Annotated in this window: 11 protein-coding genes and 1 tRNA gene; 4 read left to right on the top strand and 8 right to left on the bottom strand. The window is 67.4% G+C overall.

What is annotated here, in order from left to right:
- Window positions 1-4 precede the first annotated feature (4 nt).
- Both CLV43_RS35530 and CLV43_RS35525 read right to left on the bottom strand, forming a co-directional pair.
- Window positions 5-1,066 (bottom strand): helix-turn-helix domain-containing protein, encoded by a 1,062-nt coding sequence (locus tag CLV43_RS35530; protein WP_106192968.1) that lies wholly within the window; start codon window positions 1,064-1,066, stop codon window positions 5-7.
- 50 nt (window positions 1,067-1,116) lie between these two features.
- The gene (locus tag CLV43_RS35525) at window positions 1,117-1,779 is read right to left on the bottom strand and encodes a hypothetical protein (protein ID WP_106192966.1); all 663 of its coding nucleotides are present in this window, start codon (window positions 1,777-1,779) and stop codon (window positions 1,117-1,119) included.
- 194 nt (window positions 1,780-1,973) lie between these two features.
- On the opposite strand from CLV43_RS35525, the gene CLV43_RS35520 reads away from it, so the two are divergent.
- Window positions 1,974-2,480, top strand: a complete 507-nt coding sequence (locus CLV43_RS35520; protein ID WP_106192965.1) for a hypothetical protein — start codon at window positions 1,974-1,976, stop codon at window positions 2,478-2,480.
- On the opposite strand, the gene CLV43_RS35515 is transcribed toward CLV43_RS35520, so the two are convergent.
- The 3 genes from CLV43_RS35515 to CLV43_RS35510 all read right to left on the bottom strand — a co-directional run bounded on the left by CLV43_RS35515 (window position 2,431) and on the right by CLV43_RS35510 (window position 7,051).
- Complete coding sequence (locus CLV43_RS35515; protein WP_106192963.1) at window positions 2,431-3,507, bottom strand: hypothetical protein; 1,077 nt, start codon at window positions 3,505-3,507, stop codon at window positions 2,431-2,433. The genes CLV43_RS35520 and CLV43_RS35515 overlap by 50 nt on opposite strands.
- Window positions 3,508-3,769: 262 nt before the next feature.
- Window positions 3,770-3,928, bottom strand: a complete 159-nt coding sequence (locus CLV43_RS48125; protein ID WP_170156159.1) for a hypothetical protein — start codon at window positions 3,926-3,928, stop codon at window positions 3,770-3,772.
- A 111-nt stretch (window positions 3,929-4,039) separates the two neighbouring features.
- On the bottom strand, window positions 4,040-7,051 hold the full coding sequence (locus CLV43_RS35510) for an AfsR/SARP family transcriptional regulator (RefSeq protein WP_146175027.1): 3,012 nt from the start codon (window positions 7,049-7,051) through the stop codon (window positions 4,040-4,042).
- Window positions 7,052-7,418: 367 nt separating this feature from the next.
- On the opposite strand from CLV43_RS35510, the gene CLV43_RS35505 reads away from it, so the two are divergent.
- Window positions 7,419-8,456, top strand: a complete 1,038-nt coding sequence (locus CLV43_RS35505; RefSeq protein WP_146175026.1) for a hypothetical protein — start codon at window positions 7,419-7,421, stop codon at window positions 8,454-8,456.
- 332 nt (window positions 8,457-8,788) lie between these two features.
- On the opposite strand, the gene CLV43_RS35500 is transcribed toward CLV43_RS35505, so the two are convergent.
- On the bottom strand, window positions 8,789-10,678 hold the full coding sequence (locus tag CLV43_RS35500) for an ATP-binding protein (RefSeq protein ID WP_245887196.1): 1,890 nt from the start codon (window positions 10,676-10,678) through the stop codon (window positions 8,789-8,791).
- 66 nt (window positions 10,679-10,744) lie between these two features.
- On the opposite strand from CLV43_RS35500, the gene CLV43_RS48120 reads away from it, so the two are divergent.
- Window positions 10,745-10,921 carry a hypothetical protein gene (locus tag CLV43_RS48120; RefSeq protein ID WP_170156157.1) on the top strand — a complete coding sequence of 59 codons (177 nt, stop codon included), beginning with the start codon at window positions 10,745-10,747 and terminating at the stop codon, window positions 10,919-10,921.
- A gap of 346 nt (window positions 10,922-11,267) precedes the next feature.
- Here the strand turns inward: CLV43_RS48120 and CLV43_RS35495 are convergent.
- Window positions 11,268-11,341: transfer RNA gene (locus CLV43_RS35495), tRNA-Lys, on the bottom strand.
- Window positions 11,342-11,662: 321 nt separating this feature from the next.
- Between CLV43_RS35495 and CLV43_RS35490 the strand changes: the two genes are divergently transcribed.
- Window positions 11,663-12,793 (top strand): L,D-transpeptidase, encoded by a 1,131-nt coding sequence (locus tag CLV43_RS35490; protein WP_245887195.1) that lies wholly within the window; start codon window positions 11,663-11,665, stop codon window positions 12,791-12,793.
- Window positions 12,794-12,874: 81 nt separating this feature from the next.
- Here CLV43_RS35490 and CLV43_RS35485 read toward each other — a convergent pair whose 3' ends face one another.
- Complete coding sequence (locus CLV43_RS35485; RefSeq protein WP_106192954.1) at window positions 12,875-14,512, bottom strand: ABC-F family ATP-binding cassette domain-containing protein; 1,638 nt, start codon at window positions 14,510-14,512, stop codon at window positions 12,875-12,877.
- Window positions 14,513-14,545 lie beyond the last annotated feature (33 nt).

Raw genomic sequence — 14,545 nt, 5'->3', positions numbered from 1 at the left:
GCGCTTACGAGACCACGCTCAGCCGCGGGCGGGTGTCGGGCAGGTTCAGCAGCTCCCGGAGCAACGTCGGTGTGACGCGGAGTTCCGCCGCGAGCCTGCTGGTCGGGAGTCCGAGCTGTCCGGCGAAGGCGACGGCCTGGGCGAGCAGTTCCGGCCGCTCGCCGGGATATGCCGACCTGGTGGGCTCACCGGCCTCGACCACGATGTCCGCCATGATCTTCCGCATCGCGGTGGTCGAGTGGATGCCCGCGGAGTTCGTACGTCGCAGCAGGGCCGCGGGCGACACCCCGTAGCCCGCGGCGACGTCCCGGAGAGCCTTGACGTCGGCTTTCCCCGGTACAAGGTCGAGGATCTCGCTGGCGGGCATCAGGAACTCCTCCGCGAACGAGTCCGCCTCGGCCTCGTGGCGGGCGTTGCCCGGTGCCGGTTCCGGGTGGAGCAGCAGGTGCCCGACCTCGTGCGCTGTCCTGAACCGGCGTTCGACGGCGTCGTCGTCCGCCAGCACGATGATCGGAAGTCCGTGGGGCGCCGAGGAGAACGAGCCCCCTGACTGGTCGCGGTGTGGAAGGAGCCGCGCGAAGACCCCACGAGTCTCCAGTTGCCGCAACAGGTGGACGACCGGTCCAGAGTCGAGCCCCCAAGCCTTCCTGAGCAGGTGGGCGGTGGTGATCGGATCCCCGTGTCGTACTCCCAGCGCGAGTCCGACGTCGACCGGCGGCAGCTCCACGACCCTCCCCACCTGGTCGATCAACTCCCACAGCAGCTCGACCCCGGCCATCCAGCGAAGACGGGAAGCCGCACCGCTCGTGGTGCGGAAGTGGATGTCGGTGGTGTCCAGGCGGAGCCTTGGCCTGCCCGCCGCGAAGAACCCGACCTGCACGCCGAGTGCTCGCGCGCACCGCTGCAACGTTTCCGCGGTCGGCACGGTCTGACCGAGCTCGTACTGGGTGACGGTTCCGCCGGACCTGTCGATCGCCCGCCCCAGATCGGACTTGCCGAGACCTGCCAGCACTCGCGCCATGGACAGCCGTGACGGGTCGAACACCGGAACGACATCCGTGGTCACGGCTGCGCTCCCTCGTGTGCGTACGGCGTTGCCGCGTCACATGCTACGACTCAGCCGCCGGAGCCGTGAGGCCGCTCGGGGTGTGGTCGAAGCGTTGGTAGCGAGGGCGGGTGGCCGTCGAAGACGTCCGGTGTCGGAATGGGTCCCAGTGGCGTGGGGTGCACCTGGGTGCCTCCGCCCTCAGCGGCCGTGTCGAGGCTCACGATCCAGCCCCAGTTGATCAGGCTTCCCTCCAGAATCCCCTGACCTGCCCAGATACCGGTACAGCCCTGGCGTTCGGAGCCGGTCCAGGGCAGCAGGAGCAGCTCGCGACCGTTGACGAGTGCTTCTTTCCGGGTCAGCAGGTGCAGGTCCCTGGTCTCCTCGTCGGACGGGGGCTCGTCGGAGAGCAGCTCCTTGCGCAGGTCGCTGATGTTGCGGATGGGCTTGTACGGGCCCGCCTCGACGCGGAACGGGTAGACGGCGACGCGCGGAAGTTTGAGGAGGAGCGAGTTCTCACCGCGGTCCACCAGCAGGTCGTCCAGCTCGTCCCGCAACGACTTCGCGGTCTGCACGAGGTACTGGTAGCGGTCGGTTCCGAAGCTCGTGTCGTTGTACCAGTCGCCTCGGTCGTCCTTGCGCTGCAACTGGAGGTCGTGGGCGGCGTCATGGCTGTCCCGCAGCCATCGGAACAGGACGTCGGTCAGGTGCCCGATCGAGTTGGGAGCGATCATGTCCGCGAGTCGCTGGACGTCTTCGGGTTTGTTCCCAGCCATCGGACCCCCAACGCGCATGTCGTGGGACGAGCTCCTGACCTGAGGGTAACTACGGGACAGGAAGATCGATCTCACCCGAAAGCGTGACATGTTCGCCATTCGGCGGATCTGGCTCGGACGCATTTGTCGGTGGGCGTGGTTACGGTGTTCTCGTGACTGACCCGGCGGAGGTGTGCGACCTGCTCGGTTGGACGGGCGCGGTGGTTCGGGGGATGTCGTTGCTGGGGGTGTCCGTGGACGTGGTGGTGCGCGTCGACCACGTCGCCCACGCGGCGCGGCGGAGCGGGCCGGTGCTGGATCGGGATGTGTTGGTGACGTGGGAGTGGCCGGAGGCGGTGCGGGAGCCCGAGGTGGTGCGGTTGGTCGGGGTGGTGGGGACCGGGGCGCACTGGCGGCGGGCGTTGGGGGCGGCGGTGCGGTTGTCGGGGTTCTGCGCGGCGGCGATCGTCGGGGTGGATGAGGAGCGGTGTCGGTTGGAGTGCGGGTACGCCGGGGTCGGGTTGGTGGTGGGGGAGCGGGTGGTGGTGGCGCCTCGGCCGGGGCGGGTGGAGGGGGCGCGGCGGCGGACGTTGGACCGGTGGGTGGAGGAGCTGGTGTACGAGCGGCTGATCAGGGACGGTGTGCTGGAGCCGGTCGCCACACCTTCCGCCAGGCGGTGAGGAAGTTCGGGGGACGCCAGTCGAAGAGCTGGGCGCCGATCTCGGTGTGGTGCCAGGCGGCGGCCTTGCAGCGTTCGTGCCAGGCCAGCTCGCGGTCGGCTTCGTCCAGGTGCGGAGCGAGGAGCTCGTCGCGCAGCTGGTGCAGGAGCTCGACGGAGTGGCGGAACGCGACGTCGGTGCGCGTGGCCTCGTCCCTGATGGTGGCGAAGTGGTCCATGGTGCGACCGGCGCACGCCGTGCACTCGCACACCCACAGGTGGCTCATGTCGGGAGTGCGCTGCACCGCTCCCGCGACCTTGTCCACGCCCAGGTAGCTCAGGCAGTGCGGCACGAACACAGCCACGCCCGCCCGCCGTCCGCCACCGCCCGCGTCCGGCTTGGGCATGGGGTAGATGTGGCGCAGCGACGTGGTGGTGCCGACCGCGGCCGCGTGCGCGCCGTGGCAGAGGGCGCCGATGGCGGAGACGTCGGAACGCAGCAGGACCACGGGGACACCGGTGGCGAGGAGCAGCAGGAGGCCGCGCAGCACCTGCTGGACGCCCAACGGGTCGGCGGAGTGCTCCAGCGCCACCGCGACCGGCACCCTGGCGAACGACACCTCCCGCAGCAGCGCGTCCCGGTCCTGCGGGTCCTTCAGCCAGTCGCTGTGCAGCGGCAGCACCGCGACCACGTCGTCCCCCAGCCGCAGCGCCCGCCGCAGGATCGACCGCAGCCCGCGGATGTCCCGCTTGCCGACGTAGCCCGAGTCGGTGAGCACCGGCCCGCCCAGCCGCCGCTGCACGGCCAACCACTGCGTGCTGAACTCCGCCCCCGCGAACGCCCGCCGCCGCCCCGTGTACCGCTGGGCATCGCACAGCAGCGGCACGTCCACCCCGCCCTGCCGCAACCGCTCGACCTCCGCGACCGCACCCGCCCCGGAGACGACCAGCCCACCCGCCAGCTCGACCGCCCGCGCCGCCTGGCCGGGGGTGCACTGCACGAGGAGCGCACCCTCCAACGGGTCGTCGATTCCACGGAAGCTCGGCATAGACCCTGCTCACGGGCTTGCTGGTGACCGTCCTTGGGGAAACTTAGCATTCACTGCCGTGGTGCGCCTGGACTCTCGATTGGCTGGCTGCGCGCGCTGCCGCGGGTACTTGGCGAACGAGAATCGTTCGACGGAACAAGAGCCCGCGGCAACGCGCACGTCACATCATGGAGCCTGGTTGGTTTCTTGATACGGACTATCGTGAGCTATCGAACGTCGGTTGCTGGTGGGGTTTAAGTGACTCACGGTCAACGCCACGTCGTCAGGCCTTTCCCTCTGTCGTGTTGGGCTGGGAGGTGATCATGCCCCAAGCGGCTGTCACCGGGGCTCCAGCGCTGCTGCTCAGCAAGACGATGCCGGTAACAGCAACGGTGCCGATGACGAGCCCTGCAGCGAGGCGCTTGATCAACTTCTTGAGCATGGACATTTTCTACACTAACGGGGGAACACCATCGTGTCCGGGGTCTGCATTTTTGTGCCAACGGTACCGTCGATGGTGCTCATCGGCGAATTAAGCAACTGTGGGTACTTTTTATGTCTTATTCTCAACTTGTTTGTTCGACTTCGTTCGGTTCGGCTGGGTAGGTCCGTCGATTAAAGAACTTCTTGGTTCCGGTATGTCATCACGAGTCGTCTCGAGTGAACTCAAGTGGCTGAGCAGTGCGTCAGCTTCCGGACCGTCCTGGTCTCGGAGCAGCGTCAGCGCTCGTCGCCACCTTTCTTCTGCGGCGTCCCGATTCCCGAGGAGGACGAGGGCGTGGCCCTGAGTGTGCAGCGCCTTGAACTGGTTCTGCGGTGCGTTGATCTTCCCGGCGTGCTGAATCGCCAGCTCTGCACTGGCTATCGATCGGTCGAGCAGGCCGAGCTTGTAGTACACGTCCGCGATGGTCGTGAGCGCCTCACTGGTTCGGGCGCGGTCGCCGCTGTGACTGTGCAGTTTGAGAGCTGCTTCGAGGTGTGCTCTGGCCTGGTCGTGTTCACCTTGTTGGTTCAGGAGTTTGCCAAGTTCGGTGCGTGTTGTCGCCTCGCCGCGATGTGATTCGATGGCTATGCGTATTTCCAGTGCGCGGTGGTGCAGTTCCAGTGCGAGGTCATCCCGTTCCAGTTCGTGGTAGGCGTTGGCGAGCTGGCCCAGTGTGGATGCCTCACCACCACGGGATCCGAGCTCCTGCAACCGCTCCAGTGCCTGCTTGTAGAGATCTACTGCCTTGCCTGCTTGTCCTTGAGCGAGGTGCACGCTGGCCAGGTTGTGCATGCAGATTGCTTGCATCCCTTTGAGATCAAGACGTTTGGCGATTTCCAGGCCGGCCTTGATGTGGTAGGCGGCCTCCCGGTACTCCTCCAGTCTGAAGTGGACCATCCCGAGGTTGTTCATCGTGCCGCTCTGGGCTTCTTCCTCCATGGTCAACCGTGCTGCCTTGAGTGCGATCCGGTGGCAGGAGATCATTTCGGTGTAGTTGCAGATCCGGTCCATGACCTCGTGCAGGTGGGCCGAAAGGCGCCATGAGTGACTGGGGAAGCCATGTCGGAACGAGTGCGGGACGGCAGCCATCAGGTTCGCCTGTTCCTTGGTGAACCAGGTGAGCGCGTCGCTCTCGTCCACGAAATCGAGCGGGACAACCGTGCGGATGTCAGGTGACGGCGGACGTGGTGAGTCCGGGCTCAAGCGTTCCATGGCGGCTACCGCGGAGCCGAGGTACCAGTCCAGCAAGGCTGCCAAAGCCCGCTTGCGGTTTTCCGGGGACTCCTCATGCCGAACCAGGTCGACTGCGTAACCGTGGAGGAGGTCATGCAGTCGGTATCGCCTCGCCGCGCCGTGCTGCAGAAGATTGGCCTTCGTCAACGTGCGCAGGTGGCTGTCCACTGCTTGCTCGTCCTCGCCGAGCAGGGCGCAGGCCACGGTGATGCCGAATTCTGTGGTCGGGTGCAGGCCGAGCAACCGGAACGCACGAGCCGTCGTCGGTGCCAACGCTCGATAAGACCATGAGAAGGCCGCCGGCAGCGTCACGTCCTCGTCGTCGCTGTCGGCTGATGATCCCAGAATGCCGAGGCCTTCCTGTCCCTTGAACTCCTCGACCAGATCGGCAACCGCGGTTTCCGGTCGGTGTGCAACATGCTGCGCGATGATCCGAAGTCCCAGCGGGTGGCCGTTGGTGCGGGCAGCGAGCTCCTGCAGCGCTCCGGAGAAACCGGCCGTTCGGATGTTCCCTATCTCGTTGCGAAGCAACTTGACTGACTCGGTCGGGGATAACGGCGGCACGATGATGACGTGGGCGTTGTCGCGGATCGGCAGCCCCCAGGGGCGTGTTCGGCTCGTTACGATGGTGAAGCAGTTCGTCATTGCCTGTAACAGCGGGTGCACCTGGCTGCTGTCCTTGGCATTGTCGAGGATGATCAGCAGCCGTTGTTGGCCCAGAACCTTGTGGAGTTCGAGTCTCCGATCGCTGCCGGTCGCCGGGGTGTGGTCCGGTGATGACCGCATCGAAGACAGCAGAATCCCGAGTGCGTCGTGCGGGGCAAGTGGAGTGCCAGGCCCGTGCCCGCTCAGGTCGAGGAACAGTTCGCCGTCCGGGAATCGATCGCGGCTCAGGTTCGCCCAATGGGCGGCGAGACTTGTTTTGCCAACTCCTGGCATTCCGTGCAGCACGACGACTTGGCCGTAACCGTCGTCCATGGAGTCCGCCAGTGCGTCCAGCTCGGCAAGGATGTCCTCGCGTCCCACGAACCTGCGCCCCACTCTGGGCAGCTGGTGCGGTCGTGACAGACCAGCCGCAGGTTGCTCCACAGGCGCCACGCCGGTGCCCGCCTGCCTGCGCAACACGTCCTGGTAGAGGTCGCGCAACTCGGGGCCCGGCTCGGCGCCCATCTCGTCGAACAGTCGTTCACTGAAGTGTGTGTGGAATTCCAATGCGTGCGGGTACTTGCCCAAGCCTCTGAGGGACTGCATGTGCTGGCGGGCGAAGATTTCGTCGAACTCGTGGTCCTGTCTGATCTTGCCAGTCCCGCTCATGACCTGCAGGTGTTCCTCCAGCTCCAGTTGGCTGTTGAAGAGGGTGTAGTAGGCGGGGAGCCGGTCGAAGTTCTCCATCTGGTACCGGCAGTGCTCCGCCCAGGGGCCGGACAGGTCCTCCAAAGGGCGGCCATGCCAGAGTGAAAGAGCACGGAGGAGCAGCGACTTGGCCAACGCGTGGTTCCCATTGGCCGCTGCAGCTTCTCCTTCTTCCGCAAGTTTGCGGAACAGGTGGTAGTCGATCAAAAGTGGGTCGATCTGGAGCCTGTAAGCATCGCCTTCTTTTGGCACGGTGCCACCGGATCCGGAATCCGAGAGGACCCTTCGCAGCCTGCTGATCAATACCTGGAGGTTGCCTCGCACCTTCTCGGCCGGGCTGCCGTGCCACAGGGTCTGCGCGATCCGTTCCACCAGGACGGGTTTGTCGACCTCGTACAGCAGCAGCGCCAGGAGGCCGCGCTGCTTCGCTGGCCCCAGGCTGAGATCATTCCCATCGACCCGTAATCGTGTCTTGCCCAGTATCCTGAATTCCACCAGCGCCACCCTTCGCTGGCACGGCGTGCCCTTACCGCATTCTGCGCTCAGTTTTGATGCTTTTGCAGCCGAACCGGGCGCATTGCTCCGACTTGGTGAACCGGTCCACACGATTGCCTTGGCAAGTTCTCTGCAAGTCTGTTGGCAAGTGGGGGCATCAGGCTGTGGTCCATGAGGTTTCGCATGGCCTGGTGAGGGGGAGTTCGTGGCATACGCGGAGTGGTCGCAGGTGCCGATCGGACCGGATGCGGCGCAGTGGGTGACGCGTGGTGGGTGCAGGTCGGTGTTGGCTGTGGTCCACACGGTGACCAGTGGTCAGCGGTTGTTGGAAGCAGTGGGGTTGATCGAGTCCGATTCGCAGGTGCAAATGGTATTCACCCAGGCTCCCGATGTGTTCGGCAACGGGGTGGCGGACTTCCTGCGGTCGACCGAGGGGTTGGTGCTGCCGTGGGAGCAGGCGGTGCACGAGCGGTTCGACCTCGGGTTGGCGGCGGCCTATGGTGGGCTGGGCCAGCTGCACGCGCCGTTGGTCGTGATGCCGCACGGGGCTGGGTACGGCAAGTCATATGGTGACGACGGTGCCCGATTCGCCTACGGACTGGACGCGCAGCGGTTGACGCACAACGGAAAGGTGATCGCGAGCGCGCTCGTGCTCGCGCATTACGACGAGCTCGACGTGCTTCGGAGGCAATGTCCGAGGGCGGTCGGCAACGCGGTCGTCGCGGGTGACCCGTGTTACGACCGCGTGGTCGCCAGCCTGCCGCATCGGCCCGCTTACCGGCAGGCGTTGGGGGTGGGGCTCGACGGGCGACTGCTGGTGGTCAGCTCGACCTGGGGGAGCGGCTCGTTGTTCGGGAGGTCCGCGGAGCTGCTGCCGAGGATCCTGGCTGAGCTGACCCCGCTGGGGTACACCGTCGCTGCGCTCCTGCACCCGGCGGTGTGGTTCGGGCACAGTCCACGACAGATCAAGGCCTGGTTGGCCGATTGCCGTGATGCAGGGCTTGTCCTCGTCACCCCCGATGTGGACTGGCGTGCCGCTGTGGTGGCCGCCGACCAGGTGATCGCCGACCACGGTTCGGTGGGCGTCTACGCGGCGGCGATCGGCCGTCCGCTGATCCTGACGGAGCCTTCGGTCCGTTCGGTCTCCACCGCCGGTTCGGCGCAGGACCTGTTGCAGGACAAGGCGCCGAGGCTGGTGGCGGACATACCGATCGAGGAGCAGTTCCGCGCTGCCCGGTCGGGCGCGGAGCTGCTGGCGGGTCGCATCAGTGAGAGGCTCACGTCCTGCCCCGGACGTTCCGCCGCAGAGCTCCGGCGTGCGATGTACCGACTGCTGGAGTTACCCGAGCCCGGTCGACACAGGGCTGTGACGCCTGTTCCCGTGCCGCCGAGGGAGATGTGGTGACCATGCCCGACACCGTCGTCCGCTGGGCGTCGCCGACCGCGTGGGCGGAGGACGTGAGCCTGGCCGACGTCATCGTCTGCACGCGGGATGGGGAGGGCAGGGCCGCTGAGCTGTGCGACTGGATGCTGCGGACGCACCCCGGCGCGGCCGTGGTGCTGCTCGCGCCGGTGGATGTGTCCGAGTCGTTCACGTGCTTCAGCTGGCCTGACGCCCTGCACGTCGCGGCCTGCTCGGCTCACGATTGGTTCAGCCTCGGTGTGGAACCGCCCGCGCGACAGGACCTGTGGTTGTGGTGCCAGGGTCATCGTTCGCGCGCCGCACCGTGCGGACGGCTATGCCTCGTTTCCATCGCGCGCCAGGGCGTTCGCCAAGGCCTGGAGGCGGTTCCGGACCGAGGTGGCTCGGGATGAGCCCAGATGGGTGAGCAGGTTCAAGGACTGCTCGAGGTGTTCGATCGCCAGGGTCGTGTTCCCACGTCGGTCCGCGACCTCGGCGAGCACCTCGTGCGCCTCGGCCATGCCTTGGCCCGAGCCGAGCGAGCCCATCAGGTCGAGCACCTGTTCGCCGGTGTCGCTTGCGTGGTCGACCTCGCCCGCGAGGAGTTGGACGTGGGCGTCGGCCAGGCTCACCCGCGCCTTGTTGTAGGGATCGGGGGTGTCCAGTCCGTCGAAGGTGGTGGCGGCGTCGGCCAGCGACCGTGCGGCCTCGTCGACTCGACCCAGCGCGGTGTAGGTCTTGCCCAGGTTCACCAACGTGAGGCCGAGGCTCCGGTCCGCGTGCAACACGCGGTTCTCCTCGACGAGCGCCTCGAACTCGGCCAGTGCCTCCTCGGGACGGCCGAGGTCCAGGTACAAAAGGCCCAGTGCCTCCCGCGCGTCGGCGATGCCACGGCGGTCGTCGATGGACGACGCTCGTTCGATCGACGCCCGCAGGTACCGGTCGGCGTCGTCGAAGCGCTTCAACGTCGCGGACACTCGGCCGAGGCGCTTCAACATGTCGGCCTCGGCGAAGGCGTTGCCCCACCGCCTTGCCGCCGCCACTCCGCGTTCGTCGATCCCAACTCGGTCGTTGTAGTGCTTGCGGTGCAACAACAAGGGCCACATCACGTCGCAGAGGTGCCAGGCGAGCTCCGCCCACCCCTGGCTCAGGGCGATCTGCCCGGCGCCGATCAGGTTGACCCGTTCCCGGTCCAGCCAGTCCAGCGCATCCTGCCGCGCGTCGAACACCGGCAACTCGGCGGGTTCCGCGATGAACGCGTAGGGCAGTCGTCGTCGGTGCGGCGTTACCACCATGTCGGCGATCGCAGCGGCGGCGAGGTACCACTCGAGCATCCTCCGCTGCGCCAGCTGCTGGTCCTCGGGCGCGTCGTCCGTCCCCGCCTTTTCCCGCGCGTGCAATCGCAGCAGGTCGTGGAACCGATAACGGTCCTCACCGATCTCTTCCACAAGACTCGCCTCCACCAGTTCCTCCAGCACGGCTTCCGCATCGTTGTCGAGCAGCGACGAGGCCAATTCCGGGCCGAACTCCCGACCGGGGTGCAGGGCGAGCCTCCGGTAGAGCACCGCCGTGGTGTCCGACAACGTCCGGTAGGAGAGGTCGAAGGTCGTCTGCACGGACAACTCGGCCTTCCTGGACAGCTGTGCCAAGCGGACTTGTTCGTCGCTCAGTTCGGCGACCACCCGTCGCACGGGCCATCGTGGCCGGGCCACCAACCGGGCTGCCGCCACCCGCACCGCGATCGGCAATCCGCCGCACATACCCACCAGCGTCCTGGCCGGGGCGTCCTCCTGGGCGACCCGGTCGTCTCCGACGCTTTTGGCGAGCAGTCGCACCGCCGAGGTCATCCCCAGCGGTCCGACGTCGAGTAATCGGGCTCCGTCCGCGACGAGTCCGGTCAGCCGCGTGCGACTGGTGACCAAGGCCGCGCAACCGGGAGAACTCGGTATGAGAGTGCGCACTTGGCCCGCCGAGTAGGCGTTGTCGAGCACCACCAGCACAGACCGCCCGGCCAGCAGGGAGCGGTACAGGGAGGCCTGCTCGGCAAGTTCGACCGGGACCCGTTGCGGGGAGACCCCGAGGCTCCTGAGGAACATCCCCAGCGCCTCGCCGGGAAGCACGGGTGTGGTTCCGCTGAACCCCGCGAGATCCACGTACAGCTGACCGCCGGTGAACCGGTCGTGCACGCTGTGCGCCCACTGCAGGGCGAGTGCGGTCTTGCCCATTCCACCGGGACCACTCAGCACCCCCAGCATTCGAGTTCGCTCGTCCGCGCAGCGTTGGAGTTCGGCGTGCAACAAGGAGAGTTCTGTCATCCGATCGGTGAAGTGCGCAGGCGCGGCCAACAACTGGTGCGGAATCGGGGACCTGGGTTCGGGAACACCGCTGTGGAAGTGGACGTCACCGTGGACGACACCCGCCTGAAGAATGTCGCCGACGACAACTCCGGAAACTTCGTTGGCAACTGATCCGGACCTGTCCATCGCACCCCCGCGCGTGCTCTCCCCGACCGAGCAACATCACGACGGTACCCGTGGAAGTACCGCTGACGTGGGAAAACCACCCGACTGCGGTAGGCCGATCGTGGTTTTGGCCACCGGGACAAGCGCGATCACGGCAACCGGACGACCGCTCTTGGCTGGTTCGGCCCAGTCGATCGCGGCCGTTGTGACACCGGCCGCTCGTCCGATCGCGGTAGGCAAGTCGACGGCATCAGTGCGCGGCATCCTGTTGTCGCTCTTAGCACGTAAAAGATTAAGCGCACAAAAAAGGACTGCCGGGCCACCTTAAGGTGGCCCGGCAGTCCTACCAGAGTGCGCCGCCAGGGACTCGAACCCCGGACCCGCTGATTAAGAGTCAGCTGCTCTAACCAACTGAGCTAGCGGCGCTGGCACTTCATCTTCTTGCTTGTCTGGACCGCCTTGCTCCGTCCGACGAGAAGAACATTAGCACAGCGGTTCGCGCACTTCCCAATCGGCTGGTCAGAGAGGGTTTGGTGGGGGTTGGAGGGGAGAACTTCGCGTCGGTAACGATCCGGCATCCGTGGCAACGTCCGTGCAGACCGAGGCGTCTCCTAGTACTGGGACGGCAGTGGTAGTACCTGCTTGGGCTGTGTCTCGTTGTACGGGGACCGGGTCGATGGATGGGGCGCGATGGGGATCACTGGTAGGCGTGGGGCGCTGGGGCTGGTCGCTGTCGGTGTGGTTGCGATGTTGATCACAGGGTGCTCGTCGGGGCCCGAGGTGCCGGTGCAGGCGAACGCGTCGTCGACCAGTGCGACACCTCCGCCGCCGCCGGTGACGCTCACGCTGCCGACCGCCGAGGGGGCTACGGGGGTGGCGCCGGGGTTGCCGGTGATCGCCACGGCGGCCGACGGGAAGCTGACCGAGGTGGCCCTGACGGCCTCCGACGGTGTCGTGATCCCCGGTCAGATCAGCCCGGACGGGCTGCAGTGGGCGAACAGCGTGCCGCTCGCCTACGACAAGGGGTACTCCTTGTCGGTGACGGGGCAGGGCAGCGACGGCAAGCCGGTGACGAAGGTGTCGTCGTTCACGACGGTGAAGCCGCGGACGTTGACCTACCTGGAGTCCAACCCGCAGGACGGCACGACGGTGGGCGTGGGGCAGCCGTTGGCGTTCTACTTCGACGAGCCGATCGTGGACAAGCTGTCGGCCGAGGCCGCGATCCAGATCACGACGGAGCCCAAGGTCGAGGGCGCGTTCTACTGGTTCAACGACAAGGAAGTGCACTGGCGGCCGCAGGCCTTCTGGGCCGCGGGCACCAAGGTCACCATCAACGCCAAGATCTACGGCAAGAGCATGGGCAACGGCGTGTACGGCCAGGAGGACCGGACGATCACCACGACCATCGGTGACGCGGTCGTCCACGAGGCCGACGGCGGGACGCACCAGGTCGTGACGAAGGTCAACGGGCAGGTCGTGCGGACCGTGCCGACGTCGATGGGCAACGCCGCGAACACCACGCCGGTCGGCACGTACGTGCTCACCGAGAAGCGCGACCACATGATCATGGACTCCACGACCTACGGCCTGGCGCTGGACGCGGGCGGCTACAAGACGCCGGTCGACTGGGCGACGCGCATGTCCAACAGCGGCATCTTCGTCCACTCGGCACCGTGGTCGGTCGGCGACCAGGGCGTGCGCAACGTGAGCCACGGCTGCCTGAACATGTCGCCCGAGGACGCGAAGTGGTTCTTCGACAACGCGAAGCCCGGTGACGTCGTGATCGTCACGAACTCCGGCGGCCCGCCGCTCGAGTCGTGGGACGGTTTCGGCGACTGGCAGGTCGCCTGGCCCGAGTGGGTCGCGGGCAACCGCTAGGCACAGACCTCACCCCATCCGCGCGGTGGTCGCCCAACCGGCGGCCACCGCGCGTGGCATGTCCACAGGGGACGGTAGGCGCTACCGGTCGCGGACGTGCCCGTCCTCGACGACCAGCCGCCGGGTGGTGTGCACGGCGTCGAGCATCCGCCGGTCGTGCGTGACCAGCAGCAGCGTGCCGGTGTAGCTCTCCAGTGCCGACTCCAGCTGCTCGATCGCGGGCAGGTCGAGGTGGTTGGTCGGCTCGTCGAGCACGAGCAGGTTCACGCCGCGCGCCTGGAGCAGCGCCAGCGCGGCACGGGTGCGCTCGCCGGGTGACAGCGAGGCCGCGGTGCGGAGCACGTGGGCGGCCTTGAGCCCGAACTTGGCCAGCAGGGTGCGCACGTCTGCGGGCGCCAGCTCCGGCACCTCCAGCTCGAACGCCTCCGACAGCGGACGCTCGCCCAGGAACAGGCCGCGCGCCTGGTCGATCTCGCCCACGACCACACCGGACCCCAGCGTCGCGTGGCCCTCGTCCAGCGGGACGCGGCCCAGCAGCGCGCCGAGCAGCGTCGACTTGCCCGCGCCGTTCGCGCCGGTGATCGCGACCCGGTCGGCCCAGTCGATCTGCGTGGTGACCGGGCCGAGCGTGAACGAGCCGCGCTTGACCACGGCGCTCCGCAACGCCGCGACGATGGCGCCCGCGCGCGGTGCCGGGGCGATCTCCATCCGCAGCTCCCACTCCTTGCGGGGCTCCTCGACGACCTCCAGGCGTTCGATCATCCGGTCGGTCTGCCGGGCCTTGGACGCCTGCTTCTCGGTGGCCTCGGTGCGGGACGCGCGGCCCTTCTTGTCGTTGTCGGTCTGCTTGCGGCGGGCGTTCTTCACGCCCTTCTCCATCCACGCGCGCTGCATCCGCCCACGCGCCTCCAGCGCCGCCTTGGTGTCCGCGAACTCCTCGAACTCCTCGCGGGCGTGCCTGCGGGCGACCTCGCGCTCCTCCAGGTACGCCGCGTAGCCGCCGCCGTAGGTGCGGACCTGCTGCTGGGCGAGGTCCAGCTCGACGACCCTGGTCACGGTGCGGGCGAGGAACTCGCGGTCGTGGCTGACCACGACGGTGCCCGCGCGCAGGTCGCCGACGAACCGCTCCAGCCGTTCCAGGCCGTCCAGGTCGAGGTCGTTGGTCGGCTCGTCGAGCAGGAAGATGTCGTACCGGCTGAGCAGCAGCGACGCCATGCCCGCACGGGCCGCCTGACCGCCGGACAGGGCCGTCATCGGCTGGTCGAGGCTCACGGTGAGGCCCAGGTCGGCGACGACCTCGACCGACCGCTCCTCCAGGTCCGCGCCGCCGAGCGCGAGCCAGTGCTCCAGCGCGTCGCCGTACTCGTCGTCGGAGCCGGACGTGCCCATGCTCAGCGCCTCGGTCGCCGCGTCGAGCACGCGCTGGGCGAAGTCGACGCCGGTGCGCCGGGCCAGGAACTCGCGCAGGGTCTCGCCGGGACGCCGTTCGGGCTCCTGCGGGAGGTGGCCGACCGACGCGGACGGCGGGCTGAGCCGGATGGTGCCCTGCTCGGCCGGGATCAGTCCCGCCAGCGTCTTGAGCAGCGTCGACTTGCCCGCGCCGTTCACGCCGACGAGCCCGATCACGTCACCCGGTGCGACGACCAGCTGGAGGTCGGAGAACAGCACCCGGTCACCGTGTCCGGCGGCGAGGTCCTTGGCGACGAGGGTGGCGCTCATGCGGGGGCTCCAGACGTGAAAACGCCCCCTGAC

Origin of the sequence: Umezawaea tangerina, assembly GCF_003002815.1 — a bacterium.
Classification (GTDB): domain Bacteria; phylum Actinomycetota; class Actinomycetes; order Mycobacteriales; family Pseudonocardiaceae; genus Umezawaea; species Umezawaea tangerina.
This window is presented reverse-complemented; position numbering and strand designations above follow the sequence as displayed.

Excerpts from the sequence above, each read along its gene's own strand:
- CLV43_RS35490 (WP_245887195.1), top strand. The coding sequence starts at position 11,663 with ATGTTGATCACAGGGTGCTCGTCGGGGCCCGAGGTGCCGGTGCAGGCG.
- CLV43_RS35485 (WP_106192954.1), bottom strand. The coding sequence starts at position 14,512 with ATGAGCGCCACCCTCGTCGCCAAGGACCTCGCCGCCGGACACGGTGAC.
- CLV43_RS35515 (WP_106192963.1), bottom strand. The coding sequence starts at position 3,507 with ATGCCGAGCTTCCGTGGAATCGACGACCCGTTGGAGGGTGCGCTCCTC.
- CLV43_RS35505 (WP_146175026.1), top strand. The coding sequence starts at position 7,419 with ATGGTATTCACCCAGGCTCCCGATGTGTTCGGCAACGGGGTGGCGGAC.
- CLV43_RS48125 (WP_170156159.1), bottom strand. The coding sequence starts at position 3,928 with ATGCTCAAGAAGTTGATCAAGCGCCTCGCTGCAGGGCTCGTCATCGGC.
- CLV43_RS35525 (WP_106192966.1), bottom strand. The coding sequence starts at position 1,779 with ATGATCGCTCCCAACTCGATCGGGCACCTGACCGACGTCCTGTTCCGA.
- CLV43_RS35500 (WP_245887196.1), bottom strand. The coding sequence starts at position 10,678 with ATGGGCAAGACCGCACTCGCCCTGCAGTGGGCGCACAGCGTGCACGAC.